The 15,909-nt window shown below is 66.9% G+C and carries 16 protein-coding genes; 10 read left to right on the plus strand and 6 right to left on the minus strand.

The window, feature by feature from the left end; genetic code table 11:
- Positions 1 to 56: 56 nt before the first annotated feature.
- Complete coding sequence (gene moeB, locus MF407_RS10525; RefSeq protein WP_239702244.1) at positions 57 to 1,229, minus strand: molybdopterin-synthase adenylyltransferase MoeB; 1,173 nt, start codon at positions 1,227 to 1,229, stop codon at positions 57 to 59.
- 68 nt (positions 1,230 to 1,297) lie between these two features.
- Between moeB and MF407_RS10530 the strand changes: the two genes are divergently transcribed.
- The 3 genes from MF407_RS10530 to MF407_RS10540 all read left to right on the plus strand — a co-directional run bounded on the left by MF407_RS10530 (position 1,298) and on the right by MF407_RS10540 (position 2,743).
- Positions 1,298 to 1,927: a TetR/AcrR family transcriptional regulator gene (locus MF407_RS10530; protein ID WP_239702245.1), complete on the plus strand. Its 630-nt coding sequence runs from the start codon at positions 1,298 to 1,300 to the stop codon at positions 1,925 to 1,927.
- Between the two features lie 63 nt (positions 1,928 to 1,990).
- Positions 1,991 to 2,212, plus strand: a complete 222-nt coding sequence (locus MF407_RS10535; protein WP_129627033.1) for a DUF3107 domain-containing protein — start codon at positions 1,991 to 1,993, stop codon at positions 2,210 to 2,212.
- 261 nt (positions 2,213 to 2,473) lie between these two features.
- Entirely contained in the window at positions 2,474 to 2,743 is a 270-nt protein-coding gene (locus MF407_RS10540; protein WP_129627036.1) for a GlsB/YeaQ/YmgE family stress response membrane protein, read from the plus strand.
- 71 nt (positions 2,744 to 2,814) lie between these two features.
- Here MF407_RS10540 and MF407_RS10545 read toward each other — a convergent pair whose 3' ends face one another.
- The gene (locus tag MF407_RS10545) at positions 2,815 to 3,540 is read right to left on the minus strand and encodes a ferritin-like fold-containing protein (RefSeq protein ID WP_129627040.1); all 726 of its coding nucleotides are present in this window, start codon (positions 3,538 to 3,540) and stop codon (positions 2,815 to 2,817) included.
- A gap of 197 nt (positions 3,541 to 3,737) precedes the next feature.
- On the opposite strand from MF407_RS10545, the gene MF407_RS10550 reads away from it, so the two are divergent.
- Entirely contained in the window at positions 3,738 to 5,426 is a 1,689-nt protein-coding gene (locus tag MF407_RS10550; RefSeq protein WP_239702246.1) for a DEAD/DEAH box helicase, read from the plus strand.
- 2 nt (positions 5,427 to 5,428) lie between these two features.
- Entirely contained in the window at positions 5,429 to 6,448 is a 1,020-nt protein-coding gene (locus tag MF407_RS10555; protein WP_239702899.1) for a LuxR C-terminal-related transcriptional regulator, read from the plus strand.
- A gap of 276 nt (positions 6,449 to 6,724) precedes the next feature.
- Here the strand turns inward: MF407_RS10555 and MF407_RS10560 are convergent, their stop codons facing one another.
- Entirely contained in the window at positions 6,725 to 7,573 is an 849-nt protein-coding gene (locus MF407_RS10560) for a PHP domain-containing protein (RefSeq protein WP_129627049.1), read from the minus strand.
- A 133-nt stretch (positions 7,574 to 7,706) separates the two neighbouring features.
- On the opposite strand from MF407_RS10560, the gene MF407_RS10565 reads away from it, so the two are divergent.
- Positions 7,707 to 8,240: a hypothetical protein gene (locus tag MF407_RS10565; protein ID WP_239702247.1), complete on the plus strand. Its 534-nt coding sequence runs from the start codon at positions 7,707 to 7,709 to the stop codon at positions 8,238 to 8,240.
- Between the two features lie 2 nt (positions 8,241 to 8,242).
- Here MF407_RS10565 and MF407_RS10570 read toward each other — a convergent pair whose 3' ends face one another.
- Complete coding sequence (locus MF407_RS10570; protein WP_239702248.1) at positions 8,243 to 8,536, minus strand: hypothetical protein; 294 nt, start codon at positions 8,534 to 8,536, stop codon at positions 8,243 to 8,245.
- On the opposite strand from MF407_RS10570, the gene MF407_RS10575 reads away from it, so the two are divergent.
- Together MF407_RS10575 and MF407_RS10580 are read left to right on the plus strand one after the other, a co-directional pair.
- The gene (locus MF407_RS10575) at positions 8,508 to 8,957 is read left to right on the plus strand and encodes a DUF1795 domain-containing protein (protein ID WP_239702249.1); all 450 of its coding nucleotides are present in this window, start codon (positions 8,508 to 8,510) and stop codon (positions 8,955 to 8,957) included. The genes MF407_RS10570 and MF407_RS10575 overlap by 29 nt on opposite strands.
- 25 nt (positions 8,958 to 8,982) lie before the next feature.
- The gene (locus MF407_RS10580; RefSeq protein ID WP_239702250.1) at positions 8,983 to 10,467 is read left to right on the plus strand and encodes an aminopeptidase P family protein; all 1,485 of its coding nucleotides are present in this window, start codon (positions 8,983 to 8,985) and stop codon (positions 10,465 to 10,467) included.
- Between the two features lie 376 nt (positions 10,468 to 10,843).
- Here the strand turns inward: MF407_RS10580 and MF407_RS10585 are convergent, their stop codons facing one another.
- Both MF407_RS10585 and MF407_RS10590 read right to left on the minus strand, forming a co-directional pair.
- Positions 10,844 to 12,145, minus strand: coding sequence for a hydroxyacid-oxoacid transhydrogenase (locus tag MF407_RS10585; RefSeq protein ID WP_239702251.1), 1,302 nt, complete (start codon positions 12,143 to 12,145; stop codon positions 10,844 to 10,846).
- Entirely contained in the window at positions 12,142 to 13,059 is a 918-nt protein-coding gene (locus MF407_RS10590; RefSeq protein WP_239702252.1) for a TetR family transcriptional regulator, read from the minus strand. Before MF407_RS10590 ends, MF407_RS10585 begins: the two co-directional genes overlap by 4 nt.
- Before the next feature lie 175 nt (positions 13,060 to 13,234).
- Between MF407_RS10590 and MF407_RS10595 the strand changes: the two genes are divergently transcribed.
- Together MF407_RS10595 and MF407_RS10600 are read left to right on the plus strand one after the other, a co-directional pair.
- On the plus strand, positions 13,235 to 14,188 hold the full coding sequence (locus tag MF407_RS10595) for a cyclase family protein (protein WP_239702253.1): 954 nt from the start codon (positions 13,235 to 13,237) through the stop codon (positions 14,186 to 14,188).
- 28 nt (positions 14,189 to 14,216) lie between these two features.
- A complete protein-coding gene (locus MF407_RS10600) occupies positions 14,217 to 15,902 on the plus strand; it encodes a long-chain fatty acid--CoA ligase (protein ID WP_239702254.1) in 1,686 nt (561 codons plus the stop codon).
- Positions 15,903 to 15,909: the final 7 nt, after the last annotated feature.

Consider the following 15,909-nt stretch of genomic DNA (forward strand, 5'->3'; position numbering starts at 1 on the left):
CAGCCGCCACCGACAACCTCGGGCGTGGGCCGGACGGGGCCCGCCCCAGGACGCGCTCAGGCGGGGTCGAGGGCCGGATCGACGGCGGCGGCCCAGGCCAGGATCCCGCCGTCGAGGGAGCGCGCGTCGATGCCGCGCTCCAGCAGCAGACGTGTTGCTTCGGCGGACCGGACGCCGGAGCGGCACATCACGACCAGTGGCAGCCCATCGGCCTCGGGGGCGGCGCCCTGCCGGATGTCGTCCAGTGGCAACCACTGCGAACCGGCAACGGACGCCTGCGCCCACTCCTGCGCCGAACGCACGTCGACCAGCCGCACCGCGCCCGAGGCGAGCAGCCGCCCGGCTTCGACCGCATCGACCATGGGCACGACCTCGACCCGGTCGGTCGACGACGCGGGATCCTCGTCACGGATGTCGATCGGCACCGCGTCCGGGCCGCAGACCAGGCATGACGGGTCGGCGGCGACAGGGATCTGCGACCATTCGAACGCGAGCGCGTCGAACACCGCGATCCGACCCACCAGCGGGGCGCCCAGACCGAGCACGAGCTTGAGTGCCTCGGACGCCTGGGCTGCTCCGAGCAGACCCGGCAGAACTCCGAGCACACCGGCCGCAGCACACGAAGGGGCAGCCGCCGGGTCGGGCATCACCGGGAACAGGCACCGTAGACACGGCCCCTCCCCCGCAGACCACACCGTGAGCTGGCCGTCGAACTGGTTGATCGCCGCCCACACCAGCGGCAGACCGAGCAGCACACAGGCATCGTTGAGAAGGAAGCGGGTGCCGAAGTTGTCGGTCGCGTCGACGACCACGTCGTGATCGCTGCACAGATCGACGACATTGGCGGCGTCAAGTCGCTCACGGACGGCGACGATCCGGACGTCCGGGTTCAACTCGCCGACGGCTCGTGCGGCCGAGTCGACCTTCGCCGCCCCCACATCGCCGGTGCGATGGATCACCTGACGCTGCAGGTTGCTGAGATCGACCTCGTCGTCGTCGACCACGGTGATCGTTCCGACGCCGGCAGCCGCGAGGTACTGCAGCACCGGCGCGCCCAGACCACCTGCTCCGATGACGAGCACTCGGGCGTCCAGCAGACGGCGCTGACCGGCCGGGCCGACGGACGGCAGGGACAGATGGCGCGCGTATCGGCGCACCTGGTCCTCATCGAGAACGCCGACCGGATTCACCACCTGTGATCTGCCCTGTTCCGATGCTTCACCATCCATGCCGTCCAGCCTAGATCTGTGCATAAGATGACGAACTGACCGGCGAGTAGAACTTGGAGGTAATGATCGTGGGCGACTCGTCTGACACGACTGCGCGCGGTGGTCGGCTGCCTCGTTCGGCTCGGCGGGCCCAGCTCATGGAGGCCGCCCAGTCGGTCTTCGTCGAGGCGGGCTACCACGGCGCGGCGATGGACGAGATCGCCGAGCGCGCCAATGTCAGCAAACCGGTGCTCTACCAGCACTTTCCGGGCAAGCTCGACCTCTACCTCGCCCTCCTGGAGCACCACACGCGTGAGGTGCCCGAGCTGGTGAATGCCGCCCTCACCTCCACCGAGGACAACAGCGACCGGGTGGCTGCGGCGATCAGCGCGTTCTTCCAGTTCGTCGAGCGCAAGGACGCCGCCTTCCGGATGGTGTTCGAGTCCGACCTGATCAACGAGCCGGTCGTCGCCGCCCGGGTCGAGCGGATGGGCACGCTCAGTGCGACCGCAGTGTCCGAGGTCATCGCCGAGGACACCGGCCTGCCGCCCGAGCAGGCGATGGTGCTGGGCGTGGCCCTGGTAGGAATGGCGCAGGTCGTCGCGCGGTTCTGGGTGTCGCAGGAACCCCGCATGCCGCGACAGGAGGCCGAGCGTCTCGTCACGGTTCTCGGCTGGCGCGGCATCGCCGGGTTCCCCAAGACCGCCGACCAGGACTGACCTCTCGCCGAGAGCCGACATAGGCTCGGAGCAGAACCGGTCCGAACAGACTTCAGGAGAGCCATGGAAATCCGCATCGGAGTGCGCAACATCGCGCGCGAGATCGTCATCGAGTCCACCGACTCCGCCGACCAGGTACGCGAGCTGATCACCAACGCGCTGAGCGCGGGCACCGCGATCACGCTCACCGACGAGAAGGGCCACACCGTCGTGGTGCCGGCCGAGGCGCTCGGTTATGTCGACATCGGCTCGGAGCAGGAGCGCCGCGTCGGCTTCGGCAGCTGAGCCACGGGCAGCACTGCTCGACCACTACGTGCGAACGGACACGATCCCACCCGAAGGGCGGGGGTCGTGTCCGTTTCGTTACCAACTTGGGGTTGACCTCATCCCACCACTGCCGGCGTCTGCGGAGTAGCTTCGTGGACAGGTAGGTGGAGGAAGCGCCAAATGGGTGCCGAATCTGCTTGCAACACAGCAGGACCCGAACCACAACCCCGGTGTTCGGGAAACGGCCCCTGAAGGCCAGATTCACCCCAAGGAGTATCAATGCTCTCGAGCATCATTTCCTGGATCATCGCCGGTATCGTCATCGGCGCACTCGCCCGTCTGGTGGTGCCCGGTAAGCAGAACATCAGCATCGCCATCACCATCGTTCTCGGTATTCTCGGCGCCCTCATCGGTGGCTTCCTGGCCCGTCAGCTCGGCGTCGGTGACACCAAGGGCTTCGATTGGATCCAGTTCTTCATCAGCGTCATCATCGGTGCGGCTTTGGTCTTCGGCTACACCGCGATCACCTCGCGCAACAGCCGCGTCTGAGCAACACCTCGCGTAAAACGAGCGAGCCCGCCATCCGTTCGGGGTGGCGGGCTCGTTCGTTTCCGTTCGGTTCAGGCAGACAGCCCCAGAGCTGCCATCCGCTCGGTGTGGGCCTCGGTGATGCGGGTGAACAGGTGCATCACCTCGGCGAGGTCGAGACCGCGCCCTGAACCGTCGTCGACGAGCAGTGCGGTGAGTTCGTCATTGTCGGCGGCCGCGCGCTGCGCCTGCGACAGTGCCTCCCCCACGATTCGCCTGCCCCACAAGGCCATCCGTGCGGCGAGCTTCGGGTCGCGGACGATCGCTGCTTCGAGTTCCTGCTTGGCGTAAGCGTAGTGATCGGCGTCGTCCAGCACCTGCTCGACGAGGGCGCGGGTCTGCGGATCGACGAAACGCCCGCACTCGGCGTAGAAGTCCGACGCGATCGACGAACCGGCGTAAACCTTCATCAGGCCCTCATACCAGTCGGTGGGCTGGCAGCGGCGGTGCCATTCGTCCAGCGCCGGGCGGAACCGCGCCATCGCCTCATGCGGCTTGGCACCCAACTCCTCCAGGCGGGCGGCGAGCAGCTTGTGGTGCTCGAACTCGCGGATGGCGACCTCGGTCAGCCGCACCTTCTTCACGGTCGAGGGTGCGCGATCGGCGTCGGCGACCACGGTGAAGAAGCTGACGAGTTCGCCGTACGCCAGCATGCCCAGCAGCGAAACGACGCCGGCGCGGAAGGTCGGGTCATCGAGGTCCTGCGCGCTCCTCGCGGGGCGTTCGACGGTTTCGGAAGGGGTCAGGTCATCGGCCATGGCCGTGATGCTATCCACCTGCGGCTACGATTGCCTTGTCAACAACGGTGCCCGGTCGGCACACATGACACGCATCGAACCATCGGCGGCCCCGAGGCCGCCCGCGAAGACTCCCGATCGGCTCCCCTCAAGTCACGCCTGTGCCGCGCCCGCGTCCGCACGGCGTAGACGCCCGATCGAAGGAATCGACCACACCCATGACCGACATCAACACCGAACCCACCGCTGAAACCACCACTGAGCCCGACGCCGAGCCCACGATCGCCGACGCCGACATCGTCACCCTCGATGTCTCCGACGCTGCGCCGGCACCTGTCGTCGAGCAGACGTTCGCCGACTTCGACGTCCGTCCCGGCATCGTCGCCTCGCTGGCCGACGCCGGCATCCTGGCTCCGTTCCCGATCCAGTCGATGACCCTGCCGGTCGCACTGGGCGGCCACGACATCATCGGCCAGGCCAAGACCGGCACCGGCAAGACCCTCGGCTTCGGCGTGCCGCTACTGCACCGGGTCACCGGCCCGGACGAGGACGGATTCGACACCCTCACCGTGCCGGGTGCACCGCAGGCCCTGGTCGTCGTGCCGACCCGCGAGTTGGCCGTCCAGGTCACGAACGACCTCAAGACCGCGTCCACGCGCCGTTCGGTGCGCGTCGAGGCGGTCTACGGCGGACGCGCGTACGAACCGCAGATCGCCGCTCTGAAGCGCGGCACCGAGGTCGTCGTCGGCACGCCCGGCCGTCTGATCGACCTCAGCCAGCGCGGTGACCTCGACCTGCGCAATGTGAAGGTGACCGTCCTCGACGAGGCCGACGAGATGCTCGACCTGGGCTTCCTGCCGGACGTCGAGAAGATCCTCGCGATGACTCCCGCCTCACGCCAGACGATGCTGTTCTCGGCCACCATGCCCGGCGCCGTCGTCGCACTCGCGCGCCGATACATGACCCAGCCGACCCACATCCGCGCGATGACCGAGGACGGCGGCAACGCCCACACGGTCAAGGCGACGACCCAGTTCGTCTATCGCGCCCACGCGATGGACAAGGTCGAGATGCTGGCCCGCATCCTGCAGGCCAAGGGCCGCGGCCTCACCATCATCTTCACCCGCACCAAGCGCACCGCCGCCAAGGTGTCGGACGATCTCGCCGAGCGCGGGTTCGCCGCAGCCGCGATCCACGGTGACCTCGGCCAGGGCGCTCGCGAGCAGGCGCTGCGTGCGTTCCGCTCCGGCAAGATCGACACGCTGGTCGCGACCGATGTCGCAGCCCGCGGAATCGACGTCGACAACGTCACCCATGTCGTCAACTACCAGTGCCCCGAGGACGAGAAGACCTACGTCCACCGCATCGGACGCACCGGACGCGCGGGCCAGACCGGCACCGCAGTCACGTTCGTCGACTGGGACGACCTGCACCGCTGGACGATGATCAACAAGGCCCTCGACCTCGGCATCCCGGAGCCGGTGGAGACCTACTCCTCCTCCGACAACCTGTTCACCGACCTCGACATCGACCCCTCGGTCACCGGGAAGCTGCCGCGCTCGGCGCGTACCCGTGCCGGCCTCGATGCGGAGGAACTCGAGGACCTCGGCGAGGTCGGTGCATCGGCCGGCAACCGTGCTCGCGGGTCCGGCCGTGCCTCCGGTGCCGGCCGTGGCCGCAGCGGCGGCAACGGACGTGGCGGCCGCGACGGCGAGCGTCGCTCCGGTGGACGCGGCAGTGGACGCGACGGTGGACGCGACGGTGCGTCCGAGACCGCACCGAAGCGGTCGAAGGACGACAGCGGGTCTGCGAGTGGCGAAGGTGCTACACGGCCGCGTCGCCGTCGCCGGACCCGCAGCGGGAACGCCGGCGGAAACGGTGACGCGTCGGGCAGCACTTCGTCGTGAGCATGCAGCGGCCGTTCTCCGATCGGGTCGTGAGCCATCTGCGGCTCGCCGATCACCGGCTGCGCACCTCCGAACCGGGCTCGAACCGGCGCCGTTACTCGATCTGCCGAATGACGCTGCACAACATCGCGCCGATCGACAGTTTCTATCTGGGCTTCTTCCACGGTGAAGACACGGTCGTGATCCCGTACATCTACGACCACGACCGGCACCTGCAGCCGGACGTGACCAAGTTCGGCAAGGGCGGTCTGTCCCACTGGATCCGCAGCAGCGGGCGGCCGTACGTCTTCCGCTCCGATGACGGTGCGCTGCTGAGTCGGACGATCCCGTTCGGCGACCCGGACGAGATCTCCGCCGACGCGGTGATCGTGCCGCTGAAGGACCCTGACACCGGTGACATCGCCGGACTGATGTCGATCCAGAGCCTGACGCCGGACGTGTACGACGACGAGGTCGTTCACGCGGCGCTCTGGCTCGGGGAGGCACTGATGCTTGCGCAGGCTCGCGACCGCCACGTCGGAGCCGCACCCGAGGCGCTGTACTCCTTGCATCCCGAACTCAACAGCGCGATGTCGGGCGATCCACGAGAACGCTTCGTCCAGATCACCGACCAACTCGAGGCGGCCTACCGTCGGACCGGCGAGATCGCTCGGGCCGTCGAGGAAATCGGCGACGACAAGTTGCTCCGTGACATCGCGGCCGTACGCATGACGCTCGAGCAGACCCAGGTCGACATGGCCGAATGGATGCTCACCCAACCGTTGACCTCCGGCGCGGACGACGATCAGCAACCGGTGCGGGTCGATCTGACTCCGCGCGAGCACCAGATCGCGACGATGATCGCCACCGAGCGGCTGACGAACGCGCAGATCGCACAGGAACTCGGCATTTCCCTCAAGACAGTCAAGACACATGTCGGCAGCGTGCTCGGCAAGCTAGGTGTCGGCCAGCGCTCGGCGATCGTTTTCGCAATGGCCGACCTGCTCGCGACGTCCCCTCCCGAACCGCGCAAACGGTCCTAGGACCCTTGCCGGCGAACCTACGCCGAAGTCTCATGGCGACGCTTGACGAAACCCGGCACGATGTTCATGGCGGAGATTCGAGGAAGGGTCCGATGTTCCATCGGCCTCGAAGGACCACCACGCGGTAGCCAGCATGCAGGGGGGATGCTGGCTATCGGTGTTTCCCGAGCCGCTCAGGCGGTCGACCCGGGCGGCTGCAACGCTGCGGGGGTCGCCCCGGCAGGTCCTAGACCTACTCCGGGTACTGAACCGATGGCGCCGAACGGACCCACCGACTCATGGCACGAACGCCTCGGCCGGTCCGCTCGCCAGAGCCAGCAACCGCTCGAACTCGGCGCGGTCCGTGGTGTTCTCACCCAGACGGTTGGGCTTGCCGGCCCCGTGATAGTCACTGCTGCCGGTACGGATCAGCCCATGACGGGTCGCGTACTCCAGCGCGTGGGCCCGCTGCGCCGGCCCTTGGTCACGGTGATCCACCTCTATCCCTGCGAGCCCGGCTTCGATCATCGCCTCCACCGTGGCGTCGGCGACCACCCGTCCGGTGACGTGGGCGAACGGGTGGGCGAGCACCGGCACCCCGCCCGCCGCCAGCACCAGTTCGACCCCGCGTACCGGATCGACCGCGTAATGGCCGACGTGGTACTTGCTGCCGGAGAACAGAAACCGGTCGAAGGCGTCCGCCCGGTCGGCCACGGCACCGATCTGCACAAGCGCGTCCGCGATGTGCGGACGTCCGATCGTGGCGCCCTGCGCGACCTGCGCCTGCACGTGTTGCCAGGTGAGGCCGGTGTCGGGTTCGAGCAGGTCGACCATCGCCATGGCGCGCCCCTCGCGGGAGATCCGCGCCTTCTCCATTTCGCCCAACAGCCCGCTGTGCTGCGGGTCGACGAGGTAACCGAGCAGATGCAGACTCAGGTGATCGATCTCGCAGGAGATCTCGATGCCGGGGACGAAGCCGATCCCCACGTCCTGCGCGACGCTCCGGGCTGACTCCCAGCCGGAGGTCGTGTCGTGATCAGTCAACGCCACGACGTCGAGACCGGCTTCCTGCGCCGACCGGATGACGTCGGCGGGAGTCTGGGTTCCGTCGGACTCGATGGAGTGGGTATGGAGGTCGATGCGCACCCCAGCAGGCTACGCCGCAGGCACAATCGGACAGGCTGGGCAGGGAATCATTGAGGCCGATCCACCGGGCGGAGGAACGACTACTGTCGGTGCGAAGTCAGACGTCGTGGCGCGATGACCGCTCGCTGCCCACGTGGATGACGCTCGACTCGAAGAGGAACTGATGAACGACGCACCCCGGCCGCTGCGGCGCGCCGTGCTGCTCATGTGGGTCGGTGCCACCCTCTCCGCGCTCAGCGCCCTGGTGGCATCGACGCTGCGCGACGATATTCGAGCCGGACTCGAGGAACGTGGCCGCACCCACCCCCGGGAGCGGCTCACGGCGATCGAGGTGGACGAGGCGACGAGCACGATGGTCACCGTGCTGGCTGTGTCCGCCTGCGTCGCAGCAGTCGTCTGGCTGATCATGGCCTGGCTGAACCGACGGGGACGTCGGTGGTCGCGCATCGCGGCGACCGTGCTCGCGCTGTTCGCGCTGCTGCACACCTGGAGTCTGCTGACACGCGGCTATCCGTCGCCGGTGGCGACCGTGCTCGCACTGGCGGTGGCTCTCGTGGGGGTGGCGGCAGCGGCACTGCTGTGGCATCCGGAGAATGCTGAACATTTCGCGCGCTCAGAGGTATCCCGCACTAGCCTGGACGCCCGGCAGGACCGCACCACGGTCTAGCCTTACGGCATGCGCCTAACTGCCTGCCTCGCCACTGCTGCCACTGCCGTCCTGCTGACTTCGTGTGCGTCCGATGCGCCGGTCACGGTCAACTCCTCGACCAATTCTTCGACGAGTTCCTCGACCACGTCCTCTGCGACGAGTTCGACGTCGACCGAGTCGCCCTCCTCCTCGACGTCCAGCAGCACCTCCTCGAGCTCCAGCCCGCAGTCCTCCTCGCCCAGCGAGAGCCCGACCAGCTCGGCATCGAGCAGCGCAGGCGGCGGGTTGCCGGCGGGCGCCGAGGCCGACAGCAAGAACGAGTTCCACGTCACCAAGCCGGCCGGTTGGGCCAAGGCGACCGTGCCGAACGCCCAGATCGTCCTCGCGATCAAGGCCGACAAGCCGACCGGTGGCGTCTTCAGCAACTTCAACGTCGTCAGCACCCCGGGGGCCCCGGGGCAGAACCTCGATGCCTACGTCAACGCCGGCGCCACGCAGATGCGTCAGCAGAACGCCACCGTGACCCCGGTGGCCGACCGAAAGATCGCCGGCGGCGATGCCAAGGGCTACGTCGTCAAGCGGACGGTAAGCGGCAAGGACATGTCGCAGACGCAGTACTTCACCCAGAAGGGCAACACGGTCTACATCTCGACGATGACCAACGCCACGAGCGAGAAGGCTGCGGGTGACAGCGCGATGAACGCGATCCTCGGCTCCTGGACCTGGACGAGCTGATCCGTGGCCGTGCGACGATGGTCGGGTGAGTGAAGAGCAGAAGAAACCCGAGCACCGAAGCCGTCCGTACACCAAGGCATTCCGCCAGTTCGTTGCGTCCGGTTGGGCCGAACGGGACACCAGCGCGCCCGACCGCGCACGGGTGGCCGATTTCGCGGCCGACCGGCGCGCGTCGGCCAGCGCCGATTTCGCCGGTCGACGACTGGTCGTGCCTGCCGGCGGCCTGAAGGTCCGCAGCAACGACTGCGATTATCAGTTCCGGCCGCACTCGGCGTTCGCCCACCTGACCGGCCTGGGCAGTGATCGCGAACCCGATGCGGTGCTGGTGCTGGAGCCGACCGAATCCGGCCACGAGGCCGTGCTGTACTTCCGTCCGCTGGCCGGGCGCGACACCGAGGAGTTCTTCGGCGACTCGCGCTACGGCGAGTTCTGGGTCGGCGCCCGCCCGACGTTGGAGGACATCGAGGCCGAGCTGGGTGTGACCGCTCGGCACATCGACGAGCTGCCCGACGCGCTAGCCAAGGATGCCGGCGCCGTCCAACTCGCCGTGGTGCGCGACGCCGACCGCGACATCACCGCGTTGGTCGACAAAGTGCGCAGCGAAGCGGGTGTCGAGCAGCAGGAGACGACGCTCGACGACGAGCTGGCCCGCGTTCTTTCCACCATGCGTCTGATCAAGGACGACTGGGAGATCGAGCAGATGCAGGACGCGGTGGACGCCACCGAGCGTGGTTTCGAGGCGGTCATCGCCGATCTGCCGAAGGCGTTGGAGAGCGGACGCGGCGAGCGCTGGGTGGAGGGCGTCTTCGGACTGGTCGCCCGCCACGAGGGCAACGGCGTCGGATACGACTCCATCTGCGCCTCCGGTGACCACGCGAACACACTGCACTGGATCAAGAACACCGGCGAGGTGAAGGACGGCGACCTGCTGTTGCTCGACGCCGGCGTCGAGGTCGACTCGCTCTACACCGCCGACATCACACGGACGTTGCCGGTCAACGGCACGTTCTCCGAGGTGCAGCGCAAGATCTACGACGCGGTGCACGCCGCCCAGGAGGCCGGCATCGCCGCGGTGAAGCCGGGCAACAAGTTCAGCGATGTGCACGCGGCCGCGATCCGGGTCATCGCCGAGCACCTGTTCGAGTGGGGCCTGTTGCCCGAGGGAGTCGATGTCGAGAAGACGCTCGACACCGAAGAGGGCCAGTACCACCGTCGGTGGATGGTGCATGGCACGAGCCACCACCTAGGTATCGACGTCCATGACTGCGCGCTGGCCCGCAAGGAGGATTACATGGACGCCGAACTCAAGCCGGGCATGATCCTGACCGTCGAGCCGGGGTTGTACTTCAAGGCGGACGACCAACTCGTGCCGCAGGAGTTCCGTGGCATCGGCGTCCGAATCGAGGACGACGTCCTGGTGACGCAGGACGGGCACCGCACCCTGTCCGATCACATGCCACGCAGCAGCTCCGACGTCGAGGAGTGGATCGCCCGGGTGCAGCGCGGCTGATCGGCCCCACGACGAAGGTCCTCAACCGAATTCGGTTGAGGACCTTAGTCATGTGCGAGGAGGCTGCTGTGCTGGCAGCGGCTTCCCGAAGAATCAGCGGCTGAACAATCCGCGCAGGGCGCTGGAACGCGACTTCTCCGTGCGGTATGCGTCTGCAGCCTTGACGATCGCCAGCTGGTGGCGCGTGAACGGCATCTGACCGAGCATCACCGGCCTCCTCTCCTGGGTCTTGTCGGTGGCCTTGATGTTCTCTATCGTACATTTCGATATCGAAAACTTCCAATTTGAAACAACGAGACCTTCGACACACTCCTTCCCCGGACGACAGCCGCCCGCCGAGAATTCGGCGGGCGGCTGCGGTCGGGTCGTCACCAGCTCACCAGAGGTTCAGACTCCGCTCGAAAATGCCTGCGATGTCTTCCTCGGTCACCGGCTTGGGCGAGGTGGTGAGCAGACGCTGCTGCTTCATCGTCCCCTCCACCAAGTCGGAAATGTCACTGCTGTCGTAGCCGACCGCGCCACACCCGTTCGGGATGTCGATGTCACGCATGAGGTCGATGAGGACGGTCGGTAGCAGTTCGGGGTCAGGGACGGAGTCGTAGTTCTTGTCAGCACCGGCCGCGAGCAGCCGGGCAGCTTTCAGGTGCCGCTCGGGGTCGGCATCGAACGTGAACCGGAAGGCCTCAGGAGCCGTGAGCGACACCGACATTCCGTGCGGCACCATCGGCTCGTGAGAGGGGTAGTCCTTCGGGTGGAAGTCCTTGACCCGGCCGGCGATCGGATAGGCGTTCGCGTGCGGGATGTGCACGCCGGCGTTCCCGAAGCCCATGCCGGCGAAAGTGGCGGCGAGCGCCATGTCCGCACGTGCGTCCAGGTTGTCTCCGTCGTGGACCGCCGTGCGGAAGGACCCGGCCAGCAGCGCCAGTGCCTTCTCCGACCACATGTCGGCGATTGGGTTCGACCCGCAGTAGGGCACCCTTTCGTGCGGTTGCTTGTGCTCGTAGGAGGTGTACGGACGCGCGGTGTACGACTCGAGGGCGTGGCACAGGATGTCCATCCCGGCGGCGGCGGTCACCCCGGCCGGCTGGGTGAGCGTGACCATCGGATCGATGACGGCCATCGTCGGACGCAGCCGGGCGTGACTGATCCCGGTCTTCACCTTGAGCGAGAGCACGTCGAGCACACAGATGGTCGTGCTCTCCGAACCCGTACCGGTCGTGGTGGGGACGGCGACCAGCGGCTTGAGCGGGTTCTGGGGCGCCTTGCCACCACCGACGGGCGCGTTGATGTAGTCCATCAGTTCGCCCTCGTTGGACGTCATCAGGTTGATTGCCTTGGCGGTGTCGATGCTGCTGCCGCCCCCGACGGCGACGAACGCGTCCCATGGGCCGTTCGACCGGCCGTAGTCGACGGCCTCACGCAACGAGTCGTCGGTGGGCTCGACATGTGTGCCGTCCCAGACGATGGCCTCGATGCCGAACTGACCCATCTGGTCGGCGACGCGCTGCGCGACCCCGGCTTCGGCGACGCCCGGGTCGGTCACGACCAGGACGCGCTTGGCACCGGTCAGGCTGAGGTCGTAGCCGATCTCGTCGGCCGCGCCGGGACCGAACTTCAGCTGCGGCGCACCGTAGGTGAAGACGCTCTCCGGGGACTGTGGCGTGGGCAGGGTGCTCATCGTGTGGCCTTTCGGGATCGGGTTGCGGGTTGACGTCTCTGGGTGACCATGGCGACTGCGGCGTCGGCATAGTCGACGGCGATCAGTTCGGGGCTGATCGAACCGTCGTGGTGGATCCACTGTGCGATCGAGGTGCACATGGTGGAGATCGAGTTGCCGAGTGTCACCACGAGCCGGTCGGCATCAGGGTCCTCGCGCAGAGCGGCGCGGATGTCGTCATCCAGCATCCTCTGCACGTCCTTGCGGTACCGGGTGATCCGGCTGCGGTCCGACGGCGCGAGACTGCGCATCTCGCTCGCACCGAGGAAAGCCAAGCGGGGACGCCGTGCGTGGTAGAGCGCGAGGCATTCGACCGTGCGATGCAGTCGCTCGTCGGCATCCGGGTCCCCGTCGCGGGCGGCCTCCAGGCGCCAGAAGAGGTCGGCCATCGTGAGGTCGAGCAACGCAGGCAACATGGACTGCTTGGACCGGTGATAGTGATAGAGGCCGGCCACGCTGAGCCCCGCACAGTCGGCGATGTCGCGGATCGACGCTCCGTGAAAACCCTTCTGGCAGAACGCGATCAGCGCCCCGGTCAGTGCCGGGTCGAGCGGGAGATCGTGGAATGTGCGCCAGTTACCGGCGCCGCTGTCCGGCAGGTCGGGCCACGAAGCAAGACCCTTGGCTGTCGCCGGCGGACGCGGAAGGTCGTCCACATCGCCGGGCTCGAGCAGCCGCGGCGCGGACACGTCGAGCTCGTCGGCGATGTGGAACAGCCGGTCCACCGAGAGCGCGGTGTTGCCGTTCTCGATACCGCTGAGTGTCGCCGGGCTGACCTCGAGCCGAGCGGCGAGGTCGCGCAACGAGATTCCCTGTCGCTGCCGGTGCGCGCGCACCGATCGCCCCACGCGCACGCCCGTGGTGATCGTCGACATGTGTTCAGGCTAGATGAACATAATGATCCGCGAAAGAGTTGTTGGACGAGCGTCTACCTGGTGAGAACCTGGCTGGATCCCTGTTGACATCCCGTCGTCGGCTTGTGACGCTGACCACACACATCAAATATGACCGAGCGGGCATTCGGCCCGCTTCTCACTGCGGAGGTCCCACATGTCAGACGCCATCAGCCTCGACGAACTGCTCAAGGACTCCCCCTCGAACTGGGGCAAATGGGGCCCGGACGACGAGGTCGGTTCGCTGAACTACCTCACCGATCAAGAGGTGTTGCGTGGCATCAAGTCGGTCACCAAGGGCGAGGTGCACACCCTCCAGCGCTTGATCAACGACCCGAAGGGCGACCCGGTGTGGCCAGGCCGCGCCCCTGCGGAGCGCACGATGCTGCTGGACGAGGCCACCTGGGACAGCGACGACGCACCCCAGTATCCCGGCGGCCTGCACTACGCCGACGACAAGATCAACGCCTTCCTGCAGGGCTCCACGCAGTACGACGCCCTCGGCCACGTCTGGTACGGCGGCAAGCTGTGGAACGGCTACGACGCCCGCACCACCGTCGGCGGCATGGACAAGGCCAGCGTCGAGCCGATCGCGCAGCGCGGTGTCGTCGGACGCGGCATCCTGCTCGACATGGCGCGGTTCGTCGGCAAGGACGCGATGGACAAGGGTGAGACCTTCACCCACGAAGACCTCGTCAAGTGCGCCGAGGCCCAGGGCACGACGATCGAGAAGCACGACATCATCGTGATCCGCACCAACTTCATCCAGCGCTTCTTCGACGAGGGTGAGAAGTTCTACGAGGGCTTCAACGAGCCCGGCCTTGTCTACAGCCCCGAACTCGTCGAGTGGTTCCAGGATATGGAGATCCCCAACCTGGTCACCGACACGATCGCCAACGAGGTCACCTACGACCCGAACAACGGCGTCGCCCTCGTGCTGCACAACGCGCTCATGCGCAACCTCGGCGTCACGCTCACCGAGATCTGCGACCTGGAGACGCTCGCGGATTCCAGCGCGCAGGACAAGCAGTACACCTTCCTGTACGCCGCCGCTCCCCTGAAGGTGCACCGCGCCACCGGTTCGCCGGTCAACCCGCTCGCGATCAAGTAGCAGCGAGCACGAGAGGACCTGACGCAGAATGAGCAACGCCGAGCACCCCTGGCTGTCGCGATACGAGGACGGTCAGCCGCACAGCATCACCGCCGACCGACCTGACATGTTGTCGCTGTGGCGTGAAGCCGTGAAAGCCGCACCGGACGACACCGCCGTCCTGTGGTTCGACCGCGCATTGTCCTGGAAGGAGATCGACGAGCGATCCGACACGCTCGCAGTCTTCCTGCAGGAGAGCGGTTTCGCCGAGGGTGACCGGCTTGCTCTCTACCTGCAGAATCATCCCGCTTTCCTCATCGGGTTGGTCGCCGCGTGGAAGGCCGGTGGCTGCGGCGTCGCGATCAACCCGATGAGCAAGGCTCGCGAACTCACCTACCTGCTGGGTGACTCCGGTGCCGTGGCGGTGCTGTGCCACGACGAGCTGTACGACCAGGTCGTCGCGGGCGTGGTCGAAGGTGGGCAGACGTCCGTCCGCACCGTGGTCAGCGTCAACCCGCTCGATGAACAGAGCCGCGACGACGAGCGCCTGTTCGCCGACGTCCGCCGGGGCGACGCCCCCGAGGGCACGACCGCGCTGTCGCGAATCATCGAGGAGTACGCCGGGCGCGAGCCGAGGACGCGCACTCCTTCCCCGGACGACATCGCGGTGCTGACGTACACCTCCGGCACCACCGGTGTACCGAAGGGTGCGATGAACACCCACGCCAACATGGCGTTCAACTCCTCCACCTATCTGCGGTGGATGAAGCTCACCAGCGAGGATCGCGTGCTCGGCATCGCACCGCTGTTCCACATCACCGGGCTCGTCGGGCACGTGGGTGCGGCGATCGCGGCTCGTTGTCCACTGGTGTTGGCCTACCGCTTCGAGCCGAACGTCGTGCTCGACACCTTGCGTGAACACCGCCCGACGTTCACCATCGGATCCATCACGGTCTTCATCGCGCTGTCCTCGACACCCGGCGTCAGCAAGGACGACTTCTCCTCATTCCGGCTGATCTACTCCGGTGGCGCACCGATCGCGCCCGCGGTGACCGACCGGTTCGAGAAGCTGTCCGGTCACTACATCCACAACGCCTACGGTCTGACCGAGACGAACTCGCCGACGCACTGCGTGCCGGCTGGATCAAGGGCTCCGGTCGATGAGGATTCAGGTGCACTGTCAGTGGGAGTCCCGGTGTACGACACCGTTGTTCGCATTGTCGGCGAGAACGGCGAGGAGCTTGCGCCGGGTGAGGTCGGCGAGATCTGCAGCAGTGGTCCACAGGTCATCCCGGGCTACTGGAACAAGCCGGAGGCGACCGCGGAGTCACTGCCGGGCGGCGAACTGCGCACCGGTGACGTCGGATTCATGGACGCGGACGGCTGGTTCTACATCGTGGATCGCAAGAAGGACATGATCAACGCGTCCGGCTACAAGGTCTGGCCGCGCGAGGTCGAGGACGTCCTCTACACCCACCCGGACGTCCGGGAGGTCGCGGTCGTCGGCGTGCCCGACGAGTACCGCGGTGAGTCGGTGAAGGCGTACGTGTCGCTCAATGACGGCTCGTCGACCACCCCCGAGGAACTGGTGCAGTTCTGCAAGGAACGCATGGCCGCCTACAAGTACCCGCGACACGTCGATCTGATGGACGAACTGCCCAAGACCACCACGGGCAAGATCCTGCGCCGGCAATTACGCGACGACGCGAAGACGGGTTCGGCTGCGAGTCAGTAGTCTGCGC

Source organism: Yimella sp. NH-Cas1 (assembly GCF_022359705.1).
Classification (GTDB): Bacteria; Actinomycetota; Actinomycetes; order Actinomycetales; family Dermatophilaceae; genus Yimella; species Yimella lutea.